Raw genomic sequence first — 19,051 nt, 5'->3', positions numbered from 1 at the left:
GTGTGTACAATTTACATAAATATACACATAATTTTTAAGGCAAGTTCCAAAAAGTAGTTTTTAATTACCTTAAACATTTTTTTCAATACAACTTTAAATCTATGGCCTTTAATCCATAAGCCTTTTCGGATGGTCTAGAAAGGTCAATATGGAAAATTTGTTTTCTGAACCTTAGTTTTTTATAAATGGCACAATGTATTTTTATAAATATATTATATTTCACAAAAGTGGCCTTTAGCAAAAGATAGTTTTGTTTTCCAAAATTTAAATAATTCCAAAGACCGAAGCGATTTTATGAAAATTGAGATACACCCAATGACTTTTAAGGTTCAAATTTTCTTTTTCTGTCTAGGGTTATGGATGTTTTTTTCATGTGAGCCAAAAGTTAAACTTCCAGCAGGGGACGATGATAATGGTGGACTTTTTTTGCCTGATGGCTTCGAAGCTGTAGTGGTGGTTGACAGTATAGGAAGAGCCAGACATTTGGCCGTTAGTGAATTGGGGGATATTTATGTCAAACTTCGTGCACCTGATAAATCCGGGAGAGGTATTGTAGGAATAAGAGATACCAATCATGATGGCAAAGCAGATATTGTGGAATACTTTGGAGACTATCCTGATAAGGGAAACTATGGCACAGGAATGCGCATCTATAACGGTTACCTTTATTTCAGCACGGCAGGTGAAGTGTATAGATACAAAATGGATCCGGATGGATTATTGCCAACCGGGGAACCCGAACTGATTTTGGTTGATGATTACAAAAATGGAAAATATGGCTATGAACATATCGCCAAACCCATTGCTTTTGACAATGATGGCCACATGTATGTAGCATTTGGTTCGCCAGGGGACGTTTGTCAGGAGTTCAACAGGAAACCCGAAAGCCCGGGAATGTATCCCTGTCCGCAGCTGGATTGGCATGGTGGCATCTGGCAATTTGATGCAGACAGACTTAATCAAACCCAAAAAGATGGAAAAAGGTATGCCACAGGCATCCGGTCTGTCGTAGCCATGGATTGGAATCAGGAGGAGAATGAATTGTACGTAGTCCAACATGGAAGAGATGATTTTACCAAGTCATGGCCTGAACTTTTTAGTCCATGGGAAAGTGCTATTTTACCTTCAGAAGAGTTTTTTAGGGTTGAAGAGGGTACTGATGGAGGTTGGCCATATTTTTACTTTGATCATATAGAAGGAAAGAAGAAACTGAATCCTGAATATGGAGGAGATGGAAAATTGCAGGGAGATGCCCATTTAGTCGCCCAACCTTTATTGGGCTTTCCGGGGCATTTTGCACCTAACGACCTTCACTTTTATAGAGGTGATCAATTTCCGGAAAGGTATAAAAATGGCGCTTTTGTCGCCTTTCATGGATCTACTATTAGGGTTCCTTATCCTCAGGCAGGGTATTTTGTGGCATTTGTACCATTTGAGAAGGGAATTCCTGCAGGTCCTTGGGAAGTTTTCGCAGATGGATTTGCCGGAATGGACACTATCGTGAATACCGGTGATGCTTTGGCACGTCCAATGGGAATCGCCATGGGGCCGGATGGGTCACTCTACATTTCGGAAAGTGTAAAGGGTAAAATCTGGCGGATCATGTACAAGGGAAAAAAATCAGACTTTGGTGAAGCCTCATTAGCCAAACTTGAAGAGAGGAAAAACCAAAGAATCAATATTAAAGATCCTGATTCGGAATTGGATAATCTGGAAACAGAAATGATAGAAAACGGATCACAGGTCTATAACCTACATTGCGGGACTTGTCATCAAAGAGACGGTAAAGGTGACGGAAGCAGGTTTCCACCAATTAATAATTCCCGAGTGGTAAATGGAAAAAACCAACCGTTAATTGAATTGATTTTAAAAGGTCTTGAAGGTTCCATAACGGTAAATGGTGTAGCATATAATGGAGTTATGCCTTCCCATTCATTTCTTTCTGATGCTGAAATTTCCTCAGTATTGACCTATATCAGGAGAAACTTCGGAAATGACTCACCGAGTATTTCAGCCATTGAAGTTGGTAATGTGAGGAAACAAATAGAAAATCAATAAAATGAGGGGTAAAATAAGGATTGATCTGATTTTTGTGGTAGGAATGAGCTTGATTGCCATTTGGACGGATGCCCAACAGATAAAAGAATCAAATAACATGAAGAGAAATATGGAGGAATCGGTTTATAAGGTCAACCGTCTTGAGGGAAAAATTAGGATTGACGGGGTTTGGGATAAGGAAGTTTGGAAAAATGTGCCAGCTCTAGAAATAGCAAACTATATGGGAAATAAACCCCAATTTCTTCCAACCACATTTGCTAAGCTTTTGTATGATGACGAAAACATCTATGGGATTTTAATGGTCGAGGATCGGTTTGTACAGTGTTTGGTTCAGGAGACCAATGGACATGTTTCTGGAGATTCCTGTGTCGAATTCTTTTTTTCTCCTGACAATTCTAATCCGCTTTTTTACTTCAACCTTGAAATCAATTGCGGTGGAGTGCCTTTGCTGCAATTTGTCACAGTCCCAAGAAAGGAATACATTTTCCTCAAGGAGAGAGAAATAAGCAAAGTTGAAATTGCCCATTCTATGCAAAAAATGGTATTTCCTGAAATCAAAGAAGACACTGTTTGGACCATTGAATTCAAATTGCCTCTAAAAATTCTTGAAAAATATGCCGCCATTACCCAGCCCAAATCAGGGGTTAAATGGACTGCAAATTTTTATAAAACAGCAAGCACCACCAGCAATCCACATTATTTGACTTGGTCAAAAGTGGATAATTCCAAACCGGACTTTCATCTTCCACAGTTTTTTGGGACTTTGGTTTTTAAGTAAAAAATGGGATGGTGTTATCCATTTTTCTTGAATTAGTTTGAATTTCTGTTAAGCTATTTTAGGACATGAGAATAGTCGGATATACCGGTCTTCCGACTTCCGACTTCCGTCTTCCGTCCCGTTTTTAGTTGAGATTTCGGTTAGTGGCAAAGAAGAGGATAACCAACATTATTTTATTTATTGTATAAATGGATGGATAATAATAGCAAAGGTTTGCGATATGTTTTTTAAAAATATAGATTGAGATAATATAGAACCGCTCCCAATTACCTCTTAAATTGATTTTAAAATCGAACAACAAAAGATATGATCAACAGAAGAACATTACTGAAGAGACTTTCTGCACTTCCGTTGGTGGGAACAATTGTGGGAAGCAGCATTCCTGTCCAATCAGTATTTGCAGATTCCCCATCAGTTCCAAAAAGGGACCTGATCAAGGAATTGGGCTTGAGGACTTTTATCAATGCGGCCGGCACCTATACAGCCATGACGGCCTCTCTGATGCCTGAAGAAGTGATGGAAACAATTGAAGCTTCTTCCAAGGAATTTATCATTCTGGATGAAGTTCAGGACAAAGTGGGAGAAAAAATTGCTGAAATCTGCCATGCCGAAGCAGCAACGGTTACTTCAGGTTGTTGGTCAGCTATGGTGCTGGGGCTTGCCGGAGTACTGACCGGAACAGACAAGGAAAAGATTGCACAGATTCCAAACCTGAAAGGAATGAAATCAGAGGTAATTGTCCAAAAAAGCCACAATGTGGCTTATGTCCATTCGCTGACCAATACAGGCGTAAAATTGGTAGAAGTGGAAACAGCTGCTGATCTGGAAAAAGCGATTAACGACCAAACTGCCATGTTATGGTTTTTGAATTATCAGGCTCCGGATGGAAAAATCCAACATGAAGAGTGGGTGGCTTTGGGAAAAAAACACAATATTCCAACCATGATTGACATAGCTGCTGATGTACCGCCGGTTGAAAACCTATGGAAATTCAATGATATGGGATTTGATCTGGTATGTATATCAGGAGGAAAGGCGATGAAAGGGCCGCAGAGTGCAGGCATCCTGATGGGAAGAAAACACATTATTGAGGCGGCAAGACTGAGTGCACCGCCCCGTGGCAATACCATCGGGAGAGGTATGAAAGTCAATAAAGAGGAAATACTTGGGATGTATGTGGCCTTGGAACTGTATGTAAAAAAAGACCATGAAAAAGAATGGAAATCTTGGGAAGAAAAAATAAGCTACATTGAAGGCATGGCTAAGAAAGTCAATGGTGTGACTACATCTGTTTCCGTTCCGCCAATTGCAAACCATACACCTTTTCTGAAAATTGCGTGGGACCCTGCTGTGATAAATCTCAACCGAACCCAAATGCAGGAAAAATTGAGAAAGGGAAATCCATCCATAGAAGTAATAAGCAACGGTCAACATGAAATCAGTTGTACTGTTTGGATGCTAAGGCCGAACGAAGAAAAGATTGTAGCCAAAAGAATTCAGGAAGAATTAAATAGCGCCAAAGTTTAACCTAATCATTCCAAAGAGATGAAGAAAATAGGATTCATATTACTCTGTTTTTTAAGCATAATTCCAATAAGTCTGTCTGCTCAAAATTACCAAATGGTGATCAAAGGGGGTCATGTCATTGATCCAAAAAACAACATTGATGAATTAATGGATGTGGCCATTCAGGACGGAAGGATAGCCAAAATCGCAAAAAATATAGATACAACTGGTGCCGCCCAAATAGTGGATGCCCAAGGCTTATTGGTTGTTCCGGGTTTGATAGATATGCATGGCCATGTTTTTTCTGGTACGAGACCCAATAGTTACTTAAGTGATGGACTCGTGGCAGTTGACCCGGACAGCTTTACTTTTAGGGTAGGAGTGACTACTATTGTGGATTGTGGTGGACCTGGTTGGAAAAACTTCCATGTATTTAAAGAAAACATCATTGACCATTCAAAAACAAGGGTTTTGGCTTTTCTAAATATTGTTGGAGAAGGCATGCGTGGAGGTGCCTACGAACAGGATACTTCTGATATGAATGCACAACTCACCGGGCAGGCTGCTCTGAAATACAAGGAACACGTAGTAGGATTTAAGGTGGCCCATTATGCAAAAAGGGATTGGATTCCTGTTGATAGGGCAGTGGAGGCAGGAAATATTGCAAACATGCCTGTTATTATTGATTTTGGTGGATCTATGTCCTTTGCCCCTTTGAGATTGAGGGAATTGTTTTTTGACCACCTGCGTCCCGGGGACATCTATACGCACGTTTTTGCCGAATTGGGAGGTGCCAGAGAGCCTGTTGTGGATTATGAAACCAGGAAATTCAAACCATTTGTCAGGGAAGCACAGGAAAGGGGAATTATTTTCGATGTGGGATATGGTGGCGCCAGTTTTGATTTCAGGCAGGCAATTCCATCATTGGAAGCAGGTTTTTTTCCCAATACCATCAGCACAGACCTTCACAAAGGGAGCATGAATGCGGCCATGAAAGACATGCTCAATGTCATGAGCACATTTATGGCTATGGGGATGGAAATCCCCCACATCATCAAGGCCAGTACATGGAATCCTGCCAAAACAATCAAAAGAGAAGAACTTGGTCACCTATCAGAAGGAGCCATAGCCGATTTGGCTTTGATAGGGGTGAGACAAGGCCAATTCGGAATTTGGGATAAAAACGGTTACAAATTGGAAACCGATAAAAGGTTCGAATGTGAAATGACAATCAAAGACGGTGAAATTGTCTACAGTGTCAATGGTCGAAGCGAACCGGTAGTGTTGAGATAATCAGTTGAATTGATCAGATATAAGCAATACAATCCATTTCCACCAAAGAATCTCCGGGTACTCCTGCATATGTTGCTACTGTGGTGCGTACGGGAGGTTTTTTTCCAAATCGCCCTTTGTAAACCTCATTCATTCCCTTGTAGTCATTCAAGTCATGGAGGTACACATTTACTTTCAACACTTTTTCCATGGAAGAACCTGCTTTGACAAGTTCTTTTTCCAATTCTTTGAGAACGTGATCAGTATGTGCTTTGATATCCCCCTCAAAATGGGCGCCTTTTCCCGCCACAAAAATCATATTTCCCAGTTTGGTTGAGCCTGAAAACAAGGGAACATCCTGATCTTGAACGACATTGAATACTTCTTTTTCTGGCGTGTTGTCCGTTTCAGCTTTTGCTACCATTCCTATTCCCGCAATACCAGCCAGGGATGCGATCATTTTTTTTAAGGTGGACCTTCTTTCTATTTTTTCCATGATTACAGATTGATTATGTTTTCGTGTTGAACCATTCAATATATAGCTTTGGTAGAACTACTGCAAATTATCCTTAGGCCTTTATCCGGTTTTAGATAGTTTGCCCATATTTTCCATGGCAGGAATGTTAAAAATTTCCCCAATAGTCCATATGGATTTTGGTAACTCTTCCCGAGTAATCAAATCCCTTTTTTATTTAAGGCATTCTTTTAATCCTTCCTCTATACTGATTGCCTTCAACCCATAAGCCTTTTCAATTTTGGTTGAATCAAAGCAATAATCCTGATCCAATTGATACCTCAGTTCCTTGACCTCTTTCAAAACCGGGATGAAAAGAGATACCAGATTGAGCATAAAGGGGCCGAGAATCTGAAGTTTGGGTTGAGCACCCAGATGCTTGGCTAGGATGTTAACTGTTTCCTGTCCGGTAGGATAAACTTTTGAAGTCGGTAAATGCCAGACCTGATTCCATGCATTTTCTTGTTGGGCTAGAAATGCCGTGGCATAAGCCGCATCAGGGATATAAGTAAATGAATGTTTCTTGTCGCCTGCATAAAGCCACTGTGCTGTTTTTCCGGCTTTCATGCGGTTGATAACTGATTCATTGAGAAAACTCAATTTCGCTCCCGGTCCATAAAAGTCTGCGGCACGAACAATCATTGCAGTCAGTTTGCCATTCTTGATTTCATCCAAGATCATTTGGGCAATTTGAGCACGGACTTTTCCCTTTTTGCTTTCAGGATTAACGGGAGAACTTTCTGTCAACTTTCCGACATGATTGGGATCGTAGCAATACATGTTGTCAAAGAAAACCAGCTTGGCTCCATGTTTTTTGCAAGCCTGAATGGTATTCTTCATGATAACCGGCCACTGTTCCTGCCAAAGTTTGGTTTTGTAGGTTATACCTGCTACCAGATAGACGGTATCAGATCCGGCTACTGCAGCATCGACCTCCTCAGAATTCAAAAGATCAGCTTTCATCAGCTGGTCTTTGGGATTGATTTTAGAAGGATTTCGGCTGACAAGGCGGATATTGTCTGTGTAGTGAGTGAGATCCTTGGCAAGAGCGGTTCCTATATTTCCGGTGGAACCGAGGATAGTGTGGAGTGGAGAGGTTGGCATAGCATTTTTTTCTTTGAATTTAACCCAAAATCTATTGGCGTAAAATGGAATAGAGTTAAGAAATTGCCAATTTTTGAATGTCTTGAAGATTTATCCAATTTAGTATTTCCATTTCATTACTTCAATTTTGGAAAAAGCCTGTCAATAAAAAAATAATTTCTAACCCATGTCCCATATTTGAAAAACCATTTGTCTTCCATTAAAATCTTTTATTCCATCAATTTTAAAAACACATTTATGAAAGAATTTATTTTGATTTTCAGACATGAAAATGCCACCGGCAAAGTTTCTCCCGAACAAATGCAGGCTTGGATGAAGCAACAAATGGACTGGGTGGGAGGCATCGCTGCGCAAAACAAATTTGTTGGCGGTACAGGACTTTTGTTTGACGGTGCGAAAGTGGTAGACCATCAAAAGATGGTAACCAATGGCCCATTTGGTGATATTAAAGAGACCATCGGTGGCTACGTCATCGTCAAGGCGGAAAACGCCGAAGAAGCAGCCGAATTTGCAAAAGGTACTCCCATTCTGCAGGGAGAAGGCAATACCGTAGAAGTTCGAGAGATTGCCAAACATTGATTTCCAAACAATCCTATCAATCTTCATCTATATGTTGATTGATAGGGTTTTGATACCATATGCAAAGCCAAGATTTAATCCCCCATTTGTTCAGGACGGAGTATAGCAAGTTGGTTGCTGTACTATCCAAATTCTTTGGCTTGGATCATATTGAAGTGGCAGAGGACATTGTAAGTGAGACTTTTTTGGCTGCCATGGAAACCTGGCCTTATCAAGGAATTCCTGACCTTCCAACTGCCTGGCTTTACCGGGTTGCAAAAAACAAAACACTCAATCATTTGAAAAAGCACCAGCATTTTAACAAGAAAATTTCTGATGGTTTCAAAAAATCCAATACCTGGATTGAAGAATTAGTGGTTGACTTATCTGAACAAAATATCCGTGACAGCCAACTTCAGATGCTTTTTGCCATCTGTCATCCATCTATCTCTACTGAATCCCAAATCAGTCTTGCTTTGCGGGTTCTCTGTGGTTTTGGGATTGATGAAATTGCAGATGCTTTTTTGACCAATAAGGAAACAATAAACAAGCGGCTTTTTAGGGCAAAGGAAAAATTGCGTACAGAAAAAATCCAGTTGATTTTGCCTTCAGATGAAGAGATCAAAAATCGGATGGAAGCCGTTTTGAAAACAATTTACCTGCTATTTAATGAAGGTTATTACTCTGAAAGATCAGAGACTTTAATCCGTAAAGAGCTTTGCCTGGAAGCCATGCGGCTTAACTTTCTTTTGCTTGAAAATCCACTCACCAACCAGCATTTGACCAATGCCTTGATGGCGCTGATGTGTTTTCAGGCATCCAGGTTGGAAGCGCGGGTAGGGGGAAGCGGCGAAATTGTGCTTTATCAGGATCAAGATGCCTCACTTTGGAATAATGAATTGATCTCCCGGGGAAACTATTACCTGACCAAAGCGGCAGCTTGGCCTGTGATTTCGGTGTATTTTTTAGAGGCAAGTATTGCATACTGGCATACAATTCAGGAAGACTCCGGAGAAAAGTGGGAAAATATACTTCATCTATACAACCAATTGCTGGCCATTGCCTATTCGCCGATTGCAGCGCTCAACCGCACTTATGCCCTTGCAAAAGTGAGGGGAAAGGAAACAGCCATTCAGGAAGCTGAAAAACTGGGTCTTTCCAATAACCACTTTTACCACATGTTACTCGCAGAACTTTACCGGGATCAAAACCCAGCAAAAGTCAAATCCCACCTTCAGAAAGCTTTGGAACTTTGCAAAACGGACTCAGAAAAGAAATTGATTGAGAAGAAACTTTCAAAGGTCTAATGTTTGGATGTCCAAAAAAGAAAACGATCCCATTTTAGGACAAAACTTGGAGAGCATGGACAACAGAATATAAAGGACACATAAACATCAAGGTAGCATTTTCCTTATGCTATTAAATCCTTGTTTTCCTTACCAAGTAAAGTGGAGTTGCATATGTGGAGGTTCCCCGATTATTGAAGCTACAAGGATGAGTGCAAAAGTTGCTTAAAAACCCTTTTTGAATTTTGTTAACACACCAATTTCAAAACCTTTTGGTTTGTTGGATTACCAAGCTTCCTAGCCAAATCCTCCCTGAATTTTGATCCAAATCAGATCCGTTAGAAATACTAAGTTCAAGACTTGGAAAGTTGAAGGAGAAATTGAGTTTCTCACCGGTTGGTACATTTTCAAATGGGTAAACAAACTCGAAAACTTTTGATTCCTTTCCTTTGATGACCGACATCCAGTCTAGAGTCCAAAAATGAAGTGATTGCGGTTCCTCGGGCTGGATATTGCTTTGCTGATACTCCATTTTTTGTGGATCAAAAAAGACAAGTCCATTGGTAAAGTAATGAAAAAGGCCTTCACCCATTTTTTTTGGGTCAAAGTGATAATAACTTTGGATATCATTGTTACGAAGTTTGATTCTCAGTTTTATAGTGTTTCCTTGACGGGTCATGGATTCAGTTTCTATCGAAAGTCCTGCTCTATATTTGTTGTTCTTTTTTAAAACCGAAATGATTCTGGGATCGTACCTTGGATCTTTGGTACCAACTTGATTTGGGTCGTTTGCGTAACTGATTCTAAAAGCAAAATCCCCAAAATTATCAAGCAACCTTCTGATATGTGCTCCGGTGGGCATGATTGATAGATAGAGTTCATGGATTTTAAGGGGGTATATTTCAGTGCCATTGACTACAATTTGGGAACCTTGAAGTTTGTCGAAATCCCCATTAAGCCTATTGGTCTCTTTGAGATAAATGATTTGTGAGGAAAAATCATAATAATAAATATCTGATAAATCCAGTATGACATTTCCTTGGTTTATGATCTGAAAATCTTCAGGCGCGACTTCATTTCCATCGATTTGACAACCAAAGAAAACAGTCAAAAATAGGAGTATGATCAGAAATTGGGTTTTCATATGTTATTAAAATTTATAATAAAAGTAAAATTCGCACTCTATCTAGACGTAAAAGCTAGAAAAATGAGACATTAATTTAAAACAAAAAATCATTAATTTCGAAAAAAGTAATGCTATGGCAAAGTTAACACTAGAAATAGAGGATAAGAAGCTCAAGTTCTTCAAAGACCTTGTACAACATTTTTCCTTTGTAAAAATCACTGAACCAGAGAGGGGGGAAGATACCGACGAGCAGGTTCGCGAAAACATCCGGACAAGTGTAAAAGAATTGAAGGAGGTTTTGGAGGGGAAAACGAAAAGCCGACCTGCCAAAGAATTTCTTAAGGAATTATGAAATACAAGGTTGATACCATCAAAAACTTTGAGCGGGAAGCTCATCGATTAAAGAAAAAATTCCCTTCACTCAAAATTGAAATTGGCCAATTAATTGAAAATTTGGAATCCAATCCTTTTCAAGGTACACCTTTAGGCAAAGGATTTTTTAAAATTAGACTCGCAATTAAATCCAAAGGAAAAGGAAAAAGTGGTGGTGCAAGGGTCATCACTTTTGTAAAAATTGTTAAAGAAACTGTCTATCTAGCATCTATTTATGATAAATCCGAAAAGTCGGATATAAGTGTTGAAGAATTGAATTCTCTTTTTGGAGAAATTGAAGAATGATTTTTTTGTATAGGTTACCTAAATTTTATAAAAGACTCCAGATTTCCATTTATCCATTAGCTCTCCTAATCAATTTTTTGTATCACAAATAAATATGGATAGGTTCAAAAAAACCTTCGAGGTCAAAAAGACCTCAAAGGTTCCCATTCATTCAAAATTCATCATTTTTCATTCTTCATCCCTCGTCCTTCTACCTTCCTCCCTTTACATTACTTCTCCGTTACCTTCTTCACATTATCCTCAGGCATCCTGTCGACAAGGTAGTTGTAAGGGTCTATGCCGGCATTCTGCGGCTTTTCTTTGACTTTGAAGGTGAAGGTGTTTTCAGGTTTGGTGATCTTGAGTCTTTTATACACTAATGGTTTGCCATAGGTTTGTTTTGACTCAGTCTCCCCAAAAATCCCGATATCAATAAAGTCCACCAAAGGCACAGCCGTCTGCTTGCCGAGTGAATCTGCCCTGAATTTCTCCGAGAAAGTCGTCAAGGTGACTTCATATTCCTCTCCGGATTTGACATAATTGACATCCGTGACCCTGTTGGAAAATACAGTGATATTCTCAAACAAATCGTCTATCAGGTACTGCAATGAGTCAGGTGTGACCTCTCGGAATGCATTCACAGCAGAAATCGAAGTAGGGTAGGGAGGTTCCTGATAGCCATGGTCGGTAATCAGCTTCTGGAGTGCAAGGTTTACTTTGTCTTCACCGATCATTTCTTTCAGGTAATACATCACCACAGATCCTTTGTTGTAATGGATATAGCCCTGGTTTTCTGTTTCCATTATCGGCCTCTCTGCTTCAAATTCACCACTTCTTCCACGCAGGTAGCTGTTCATTTCATACTTCAGAAACTTATTCATTTTGTCCCGGCCATATTCTTTTTCCATCACCATCAAGGCAGCATATTGCGAAAAGCTCTCACTCATCATCTCTGTGCCACGCATATTGGCGCCGATCAGTTGGTGTGCCCAATATTGGTGGGCCATTTCATGGGCGACTACGTAATATACCAAGTCAATGTCATCTTCAGTCACATTTCTTAGGTCGGTGATAAAGCCAATTCCTTCACTGTAAGGCATGGTTCCCGGAAATGCCTGTGCAAAAGAACTGTACCTCGGGAATTCTATGATCCTACACTGCTTATGGAAATAAGGGCCAAAGTTTGCGGTATAATAGTCGAGGGATTTTTCCAGACTTTGGAGCATGTTGGGCACATTGTATTCATGGCCCTTGATGTAATACACTTCCAGATCGACACCGTTCCATTCCTTTCTTGCGACTTCATATTTAGCAGAAATGAAAGAATAGAAGTTCAAAGATTTGTGATCCAATTGATATTCATAATATTTCCTTCCGTTCTCCTCCCATTCTTTGACTAGACTTCCCGGTGCTACGGCAATCTGATCAGGAGCCGTACTGATCACAGTACGCATATTGACCCAATCTGCATCCTGGTTGATGTAGGAATTTTGCCTTGCTTTCAGATCAGACTCATCCAAGGCAGGCATCCTTTTCCTTACAGGAAGTTCAAGTTTTACCCGCTTGTTTTTGTCTGAGATTTCGAATCTGTTGGAATATCCAATGATCGGCAGGATATCAAAATTGTTGAAGAAGGTACCGTTTTGGGTCAATTCGGTAAAGCTGACCTCATTTTCAAATCCTTTGGTAACTTTAGAAACCACCAATTTGATGGGCAAAGTATCCCCGGGCTGCATAGGTTGGGCAAGGCTGTAAATCCTATAATTGAGTCTTTTGTCATCTACCTTAATACTTGCACCGGGGATGCTGATGTCCAAGGTATCTGGCATAGGTGGAATACTAAAATGGATTTCGGGGATGCTTTCATCTGATTTATTCATCAGCAAAGCCTCCACGGTCACAAACAAATCCCGGTCATAAGGATGTATGTCTATCTGATAATCCAGATCTATCCACCTTGGCTGCGCAATCCCTTCAAATTTCTTGTAAGTCAGTTCGTATTCTTTTTGCCTCGTTTCCTGTTCTTTTGGATTGAGATAGGTATTCAGGATTTCTGTATTGTAAAACACAAATGCGCCACAAACCAGAAATGCTATCCAAAAAATGGCAAGGAATCCTGATTTAGATTTCAACCGCTGCAGGGCATATTTCCTTCTGATCGAGAAATCACTTTCTTTTCCCCTCACATAGAAGGAATAAATAACAACACATAAAATCAGACAGAACAAAGTCCAATACATATTGAACCAAACCAATCCCGGGATAAAAGGACCAAATCCATTCATGTCAGAGTAGGTGACTCTTGGCGTGGCAGAGAAACTCAGCATGTTGGAGTTGAGCTCGAGAACTGACCAAATGAACTCATTTAGGATGATAAATGCCACAAAAGCAAAGTAGGCGATGTACCGGTTGTTGATCAGGTAATGGAAAAGCAGGGCAATCACGACCATATATCCAAATTGGAACATGTCCAAAACCAAAAGAGATTGAGCATAAACGCCGAGCTCGTACCTCGTGTAGCCAAAAGCCGTCTGAGCGATGACTCCGACCAAGATGGTGCTGCACAGTACAATAAAGATGCTGATCATCATGGCGATCAATTTGGACGAAAAGAGCATACCTGTCCTGACAGGGGTTGCGTCTTCGATTTCGGAGATTTTGGCATCCCGCTCTTTCCATACCAAAACACCGGAATAGAAAGTGATGATACCGATTAAAAAGAGATAAAAAGCCCCTCTGATCGTATCGATGACATCATAAGTCACAGGATAGCGGTCTGTCCCGTACCCACCGGTAAAGCTTGTGAGACTAGCGATCAGGTTGATCAAGCCGATAATGACAATGATGATAAAGGTTTGGTTTTTTGTAATGGCTTTCGTTTCAAACACAATCATATGCCAAAAGGCCTGCCATGAAAATCCTTTGTTTTGGGGAATTACAAAGCTTTTGATTTCGGAAAGATCAAAGAGGGTAGGTTCTTCTTCTATTTTGGCTTTGGATTTTTTGACCTTTTCTTTTTTGGTATTGAAAGAAAACTTGGAATACATAAACATCAGGAGCACCAGACTCAATCCGATCCAAATTATCCTGTTAACCAAAAACTGACCTTCCAATGGGGTAGGGAAGAGGTTCTTTTCCTCAATGGTTTTGTATTTAGATAGGGTGCTCAAAGGCTGAAATCCGAATGGATCGAGGATATTGGCCAACCATTCTTTTTCAAGATCTGCTGTAAATCCCTGTGAAACCACATAAAAAACCAAGATCAACATGGCACCGACAAAAGAGATGATGTTGTTTCTGAAAACAACCGCAAGGCTATAGAGTAGCGCTCCTGCAATGATGGTATTTGGGATGGCAAATGCCAAAATCCCCTGAATATGCCCACTCCAAATAATAGGGCCATACCGCTCAGGCTGTGCCCAAGGCATCAGTGGGCCAACCAAAGCCCCGATAGAAACTCCCAAAAGTGGGATGATGGAGATCAGCAAAGCCCCGATAAACTTTCCGAAGAAATAGTCGCTTTTTCGGATTGGAGAACTAAAAACAAACTGGTACATGCCTGTACTGAAGTCCCGGTTGGCTGAGGCGTTCATAAATGCTGTAGTCATCAGCAGACAGATCAGCGACATCACTCCATAATATGTTTGGATGACGGAAGGCGCATTTTTATAGACACTTCCTACTCCTCCTCCGATTTGAATCTGGTCTGAGGACACTGCCCCAAATACCATCAAGGACACGATAAATAAGAAAATCCAAAGCATCGGAGACCTAAACCAATACTGCCATTCATGTTTGATAAATTTCCACATAATGAGAATGTTAAAGGTTTAGATCAAGGAATTCAATTTGGCAAAAAAGACATCCTCCAAGGTTTCTTCTGCCTTTTCAAAACCGGAGTTCAAAGCTGTTTCGGAGAAGACATGGATTTGGGGTTTTCCACCGACAAGCTTGTTGCTGATGATTTTGTAGGTATTCTGATACTCCTGAAGTTCGGCTTTATCTACCCTTTTTTCATAGACTTTATCTTTGATTTGGGCGAGTGCATCGTCTGTGGTGCCACTGTAAAGCAGCATGCCTTTGTCCATGATGGCCATATTGGTGCAGAGTTCGCGGACATCCTGCACGATGTGCGTAGATAGAATGACAATGGTCTGCTCACCGATTTCACTCAGGATATTATAAAATCTGTTTCTTTCCCCGGGATCCAAACCGGCTGTCGGTTCATCGACGATTACCAGTTTGGGACTTCCGATCAGACATTGGGCGATGCCAAACCGCTGACGCATCCCGCCTGAGTAGCTGCTGACGGCTTTTTTGCGGTGCTCGAATAGGTTGACTTTTTGGAGGAGATAGTCAACCATTTCGGTTCTTTCTTTTTTATTGTCAAAACCCTTCAAAATTGCAAGGTGGTGCAATAAGTCTGTGGCAGAAGTCCTTGGGTAAACTCCGAATTCCTGTGGCAGGTAACCGAGTACTTTTCTGACTTTGTCCTTTTCTGCCAATACATCGATGTCACCCAAAGTAACAGAACCGCTGTCCGCTTCCTGCAGGGTAGCGAGAGTTCTCATCAGAGATGATTTGCCGGCGCCATTCGGGCCAAGGAGGCCAAACATGCCTCTTTCGATAGAGAAACTGACATCCTTCAGCGCATGCACACCGTTGGCGTATTGTTTGTTGAGGTTCGTAATGGTAAGTATCATAAGAAAGATTTTAGAAACTAGATTTGAGATTTGAGACAAAGGGGCAAAATGGAAGACTCAATATTTACTGGAAAGTGAATGGTATCCCATGTTGCTTCCGAGAATAATGCCAAAAGGGAAAATTTTCGATTTTGGAATTTTGGAAGGGTTCTTATAAAATCAAATTTCCGATTCTGTTCAGAAATCGGACATTTACCTGATCGGTTATTTGACGGCTTCAACTGTATATCCGGCTTTCCTTAGGAGCGCGATGACTCCCGTCTCCGATCCGAGATGACCTGAACCGACTGCAATAAAAGTCGTTTGTTCTTTTACCATTTCTTCGATTTTTGGAATCCAGTTTTTGTTCCTGTCTTCCAAAAGCAAATTTCCATACTCCCGAAACATGTCATTTTCAGTGATGAGGTCATAAAGCCTGTCAAGGTCCTGATCGAGGTAAGCTCCGACAAGTTTGTCGAATTCATCCATCCCTTCAGGATTCGTCACCATTTTGCCAAGTTCATCAATCTGGAGTTTTTGAGGAATCTGGTCAAAAACCCCCATCTGAAAAGCAACCGTTTCCAAGCCTTTAATAGTTTTGGATTGCTCTTTGGCTTTTTCTGTGAGAAAAAGCTCATAGCTGCTTTGCTCGGTACAGGGGAGCATTTTGACGAGAACCATAGAGGAAAGTACAAATGGCTTCAAAATGCCCAATTGATCAAGTCCGGCACCATAAGATGTTGTTAAAAATTTGTCTAATGCACTGGCCTGCTCGGGTGAAAACTCTCCTTTGATATTTGCAAAACCCGGATTGACAGAGAGCTGCTGCATTTCGGCCATCAGATTTGGGTCAGCCATATTCAGTTCCATAGCAAGTACTTTTGATGAAGCTAGTGCGTTTTCGATGCTTTCATCCATATAGAATTGATCCTTGCAGATCATATGGATGGTACCAAAGAGGTAGGAACTTTCTTTCAGTCCGTTTCCGCTGATTTTCCAAAGAAGGGATTTTTCTTCTTTTTCACCGCCAAAGACCTGAAACACCAACATGAATAGCATCAGGGTGGCAAAAACATTTTTGAGGCTTAACTTTTTCATAATTTCCTTTATAGGGTCTTAGTATTATTTTTGATCAAAAATAGATTATAAATTAAAGGAATAATCCTTAAATACAGCGATGCAGATTTGAAGGGATGGTTGCAGAGGATGGGTTGTAATAAAAGTCACAGATTTACTTTTTAAAAAAAGTCATATTTGGACAATCAACTCTAAATTGGGAAAATCTATTCCATTCCCAAAAGACCCATTTATGCTTCGGATCAATTAAAAAATCGTATAATTTATTAGCCGAAGTTTGTCTTAAACCAAAACCCAAAATGAAGCAATCAAAAAGAGACTTTCTCAAAAAACTAGGAGCCATGAGCGCAGGAACAGGTTTATTGTCTGTCAACCCACTTTTGGCGGGAGAGCTTTCAAATGAGCAAAAATCAAATAAGAGCAAAACAAATTTCAAAGTAACCATTTTCCAGACCACTGATGTGCATTGTCAGATCCATGAGCACGATGAGTTGTTTTGGGAAAATGGACAAGCTGTATTTAGAAAAACAGGAGGCTATGCCAACTTAGATACTTTTATCAAGAAGCAAAGAGAAAAATGTGAACATTCATTTTTGGTCGATACCGGAGACATGTTCCAAGGATCCATGCTTTCCATCGAGACCTCGGGACAAGCCATGGTTCCCTTACTCAATGAACTTCAATACGACTTATACCTTCCGGGAAATTGGGAGGTGATTTATGGTAAAGATCAGATGAAAAACCTGCTTGGTTCACTTCATGGACCAAAAGTCTGCGCTAATATGTACCATGACCTTGGGGACGGCAAAAAAGGCGAATTGATTTTTCCCCCTTATTATATCTGGAATATCAATGGGGTGAAAATCGGGTTCCTTGGCTACAATGACCCAATGATCCCTTTGCGCCAATCACCCAATTATAGCAAGGGAATCTATTTTTCCAAGCCTGAGGAAAATCTCAAGCACTACGTCGATGTATTAAAAAACCAGGAAAAATGTGCTTTTGTGATTATCCTTTCCCACATCGGCCTCTCTCAAGAAATCCATCTTGCAAACCTTCCGGAATGTGAAGGAGTGGATTATATTTTTGGAGCAGATACCCACGAAAGGGTAAGGGTGCCGATCCAATGCAAATATGCAAAGGTCGTTGAACCCGGAGCCTTTGGGTCATTTGTCGGTAAACTGGAACTGAGTATTGAAAATGGGAAAGTGGTGGCTGACGATTATGATTTGCTGGAGGTCAGTCCTCAGAAATCCAAAAGCAAATCCAAAATGACCAACCTTGTCACCGAGGTGGAAGCCCCATTCAAATCCGAAATAGAAAAAATCGTAGGGTACAGCACTATACCGCTTTACAGGTATTTTGTGATCGAGAATCCCATAGACAAAATGGTCTTGGACGCTTTGGATTACCAATTGCCGGATATTGACATCAAACTTTCCAACGGCTTCAGATTTTGTCCCCCAAGGGCAACAAGAGAACAAACCGGAAATATTCCGATTACAAGGGGTTTTATTTCTGATATGTTACCGGTGGACAGCAAGGTAAGAACAGGCCAAGTGACCGGTCAGCAGCTGCAAACCTGGATGGAAAGGGAGTTGAACAACGTATTTGCCGAAGATGCATCCAAGAGGTTTGGAGGTTGGGTGACCAAGTTCAAAGGTATGGAATTGACCTTCAATGCATTTGGGGAAGAAGGGAAACGAATTCAGTCCTTTACTGTAAAAGGTCAGCCTCTTGACCTTGCAAAAACTTACACTATCAGCGCTTGCGAAAGAGATGGCGATCCATTGGATATGGTGTGTAGGATCAGGAACGTGAAAAACGCAGTAGATTTGGATATTACCCTTCATCAGGTGATGCTCAATTACCTGGCTGCCCATTCTCCAGTAACCCCGACTCCAAGCGGAGCAGCCAAAGCTTTGGACGCACCTGCCACATTGCTCACACAAGTGCATGGTGTGGAATATGAGTTTAGATAGGTTTTAAAAAAGTCCACAGACCACAGTCAACGGACGACAGCAGGCAGGATTTTGAGGTGATATTCATTTCTAAAAAAACGAATGGCTAAACAATAAAGGCAACGGTGTGATCCGTTGCCTTTGTTTATCAAATAAGTTTTTTACCGTCACTCTGAGTGTAGCGAAGAGTCTCTTTTATTCTGAGATCTTTCATCCTCGTACCTCGGATTCAAGATGACGAAAAACCAACCGTCATTCCTTTTCTGAACATTTTGAAATGTTGGGACTCAGAATGACGTTAAAATATTTCAATCTATTTCTATCGTATTTCTACTTTATTTCAATTTTCGAAACAATTAACCAATTAACCATTAACCAAATAACTATTAACCAAATATGATTATCCGCAATCATTCCAGTAAGGATAAATTGAAGCAATGATGAGTCTGTCAAAAAGCTTTTGACCGAAATA

At 40.6% G+C, this 19,051-nt stretch carries 15 protein-coding genes; 9 read left to right on the top strand and 6 right to left on the bottom strand.

The genetic code is table 11. The features are described from left to right. Positions 1–294 precede the first annotated feature (294 nt). The 4 genes from MMU05_RS22240 (at position 295) to MMU05_RS22225 (ending at position 5,635) form a co-directional block, all read left to right on the top strand. Positions 295–2,058, top strand: a complete 1,764-nt coding sequence (locus tag MMU05_RS22240; RefSeq protein ID WP_241143856.1) for a PQQ-dependent sugar dehydrogenase — start codon at positions 295–297, stop codon at positions 2,056–2,058. Between the two features lies 1 nt (position 2,059). Next, positions 2,060–2,836, top strand: a complete 777-nt coding sequence (locus tag MMU05_RS22235; protein WP_241143855.1) for a carbohydrate-binding family 9-like protein — start codon at positions 2,060–2,062, stop codon at positions 2,834–2,836. A gap of 306 nt (positions 2,837–3,142) precedes the next feature. After that, on the top strand, positions 3,143–4,363 hold the full coding sequence (locus tag MMU05_RS22230) for an aminotransferase class V-fold PLP-dependent enzyme (protein WP_241143854.1): 1,221 nt from the start codon (positions 3,143–3,145) through the stop codon (positions 4,361–4,363). Positions 4,364–4,381: 18 nt separating this feature from the next. Beyond that, positions 4,382–5,635 (top strand): amidohydrolase/deacetylase family metallohydrolase, encoded by a 1,254-nt coding sequence (locus MMU05_RS22225; RefSeq protein ID WP_418884490.1) that lies wholly within the window; start codon positions 4,382–4,384, stop codon positions 5,633–5,635. 13 nt (positions 5,636–5,648) lie between these two features. On the opposite strand, the gene MMU05_RS22220 is transcribed toward MMU05_RS22225, so the two are convergent. Both MMU05_RS22220 and MMU05_RS22215 read right to left on the bottom strand, forming a co-directional pair. Then, a complete protein-coding gene (locus MMU05_RS22220) occupies positions 5,649–6,110 on the bottom strand; it encodes a RidA family protein (protein WP_241143852.1) in 462 nt (153 codons plus the stop codon). Positions 6,111–6,302: 192 nt separating this feature from the next. After that, positions 6,303–7,232: an NAD-dependent epimerase/dehydratase family protein gene (locus MMU05_RS22215; RefSeq protein WP_241143851.1), complete on the bottom strand. Its 930-nt coding sequence runs from the start codon at positions 7,230–7,232 to the stop codon at positions 6,303–6,305. 237 nt (positions 7,233–7,469) lie between these two features. Here MMU05_RS22215 and MMU05_RS22210 point away from each other — a divergent pair, with 237 nt between their 5' ends. Next, entirely contained in the window at positions 7,470–7,811 is a 342-nt protein-coding gene (locus MMU05_RS22210) for a YciI family protein (RefSeq protein ID WP_113923187.1), read from the top strand. 59 nt (positions 7,812–7,870) lie between these two features. Beyond that, entirely contained in the window at positions 7,871–9,097 is a 1,227-nt protein-coding gene (locus MMU05_RS22205; RefSeq protein ID WP_241143850.1) for an RNA polymerase sigma factor, read from the top strand. A gap of 241 nt (positions 9,098–9,338) precedes the next feature. Here the strand turns inward: MMU05_RS22205 and MMU05_RS22200 are convergent, their stop codons facing one another. After that, positions 9,339–10,220, bottom strand: coding sequence for a hypothetical protein (locus MMU05_RS22200; protein WP_241143849.1), 882 nt, complete (start codon positions 10,218–10,220; stop codon positions 9,339–9,341). A gap of 115 nt (positions 10,221–10,335) precedes the next feature. Between MMU05_RS22200 and MMU05_RS22195 the strand changes: the two genes are divergently transcribed. Both MMU05_RS22195 and MMU05_RS22190 read left to right on the top strand, forming a co-directional pair. Beyond that, positions 10,336–10,554, top strand: coding sequence for a hypothetical protein (locus tag MMU05_RS22195; RefSeq protein WP_241143848.1), 219 nt, complete (start codon positions 10,336–10,338; stop codon positions 10,552–10,554). Then, positions 10,551–10,880, top strand: coding sequence for a type II toxin-antitoxin system RelE/ParE family toxin (locus MMU05_RS22190; protein WP_241143847.1), 330 nt, complete (start codon positions 10,551–10,553; stop codon positions 10,878–10,880). Before MMU05_RS22195 ends, MMU05_RS22190 begins: the two co-directional genes overlap by 4 nt. Positions 10,881–11,089: 209 nt before the next feature. Here the strand turns inward: MMU05_RS22190 and MMU05_RS22185 are convergent, their stop codons facing one another. The 3 genes from MMU05_RS22185 to MMU05_RS22175 form a co-directional block, all read right to left on the bottom strand. Continuing rightward, positions 11,090–14,671, bottom strand: coding sequence for an ABC transporter permease/M1 family aminopeptidase (locus MMU05_RS22185; protein ID WP_241143846.1), 3,582 nt, complete (start codon positions 14,669–14,671; stop codon positions 11,090–11,092). An 18-nt stretch (positions 14,672–14,689) separates the two neighbouring features. Continuing rightward, positions 14,690–15,562, bottom strand: a complete 873-nt coding sequence (locus MMU05_RS22180) for an ABC transporter ATP-binding protein (RefSeq protein WP_241124055.1) — start codon at positions 15,560–15,562, stop codon at positions 14,690–14,692. Positions 15,563–15,766: 204 nt separating this feature from the next. Then, positions 15,767–16,639 carry a TraB/GumN family protein gene (locus tag MMU05_RS22175; RefSeq protein WP_241143845.1) on the bottom strand — a complete coding sequence of 291 codons (873 nt, stop codon included), beginning with the start codon at positions 16,637–16,639 and terminating at the stop codon, positions 15,767–15,769. Between the two features lie 278 nt (positions 16,640–16,917). On the opposite strand from MMU05_RS22175, the gene MMU05_RS22170 reads away from it, so the two are divergent. After that, positions 16,918–18,600: a bifunctional metallophosphatase/5'-nucleotidase gene (locus MMU05_RS22170; protein ID WP_241143844.1), complete on the top strand. Its 1,683-nt coding sequence runs from the start codon at positions 16,918–16,920 to the stop codon at positions 18,598–18,600. Positions 18,601–19,051: the final 451 nt, after the last annotated feature.

Source organism: Cognataquiflexum rubidum, from assembly GCF_022538115.1.
Taxonomy (GTDB): domain Bacteria; phylum Bacteroidota; class Bacteroidia; order Cytophagales; family Cyclobacteriaceae; genus Cognataquiflexum; species Cognataquiflexum rubidum.
The sequence above is the reverse complement of the archived record's forward strand: the minus strand, read 5'-3'. Positions and strand labels throughout refer to the sequence as shown.

Coding starts and splice junctions, on each gene's coding strand:
- MMU05_RS22205 (WP_241143850.1), top strand. CDS start 7,871: ATGCAAAGCCAAGATTTAATCCCCCATTTGTTCAGGACGGAGTATAGC.
- MMU05_RS22180 (WP_241124055.1), bottom strand. CDS start 15,562: ATGATACTTACCATTACGAACCTCAACAAACAATACGCCAACGGTGTG.
- MMU05_RS22220 (WP_241143852.1), bottom strand. CDS start 6,110: ATGGAAAAAATAGAAAGAAGGTCCACCTTAAAAAAAATGATCGCATCC.
- MMU05_RS22200 (WP_241143849.1), bottom strand. CDS start 10,220: ATGAAAACCCAATTTCTGATCATACTCCTATTTTTGACTGTTTTCTTT.
- MMU05_RS22215 (WP_241143851.1), bottom strand. CDS start 7,232: ATGCCAACCTCTCCACTCCACACTATCCTCGGTTCCACCGGAAATATA.
- MMU05_RS22240 (WP_241143856.1), top strand. CDS start 295: ATGAAAATTGAGATACACCCAATGACTTTTAAGGTTCAAATTTTCTTT.
- MMU05_RS22185 (WP_241143846.1), bottom strand. CDS start 14,671: ATGTGGAAATTTATCAAACATGAATGGCAGTATTGGTTTAGGTCTCCG.
- MMU05_RS22225 (WP_418884490.1), top strand. CDS start 4,382: ATGAAGAAAATAGGATTCATATTACTCTGTTTTTTAAGCATAATTCCA.
- MMU05_RS22210 (WP_113923187.1), top strand. CDS start 7,470: ATGAAAGAATTTATTTTGATTTTCAGACATGAAAATGCCACCGGCAAA.
- MMU05_RS22190 (WP_241143847.1), top strand. CDS start 10,551: ATGAAATACAAGGTTGATACCATCAAAAACTTTGAGCGGGAAGCTCAT.
- MMU05_RS22175 (WP_241143845.1), bottom strand. CDS start 16,639: ATGAAAAAGTTAAGCCTCAAAAATGTTTTTGCCACCCTGATGCTATTC.
- MMU05_RS22170 (WP_241143844.1), top strand. CDS start 16,918: ATGAAGCAATCAAAAAGAGACTTTCTCAAAAAACTAGGAGCCATGAGC.
- MMU05_RS22230 (WP_241143854.1), top strand. CDS start 3,143: ATGATCAACAGAAGAACATTACTGAAGAGACTTTCTGCACTTCCGTTG.
- MMU05_RS22195 (WP_241143848.1), top strand. CDS start 10,336: ATGGCAAAGTTAACACTAGAAATAGAGGATAAGAAGCTCAAGTTCTTC.
- MMU05_RS22235 (WP_241143855.1), top strand. CDS start 2,060: ATGAGGGGTAAAATAAGGATTGATCTGATTTTTGTGGTAGGAATGAGC.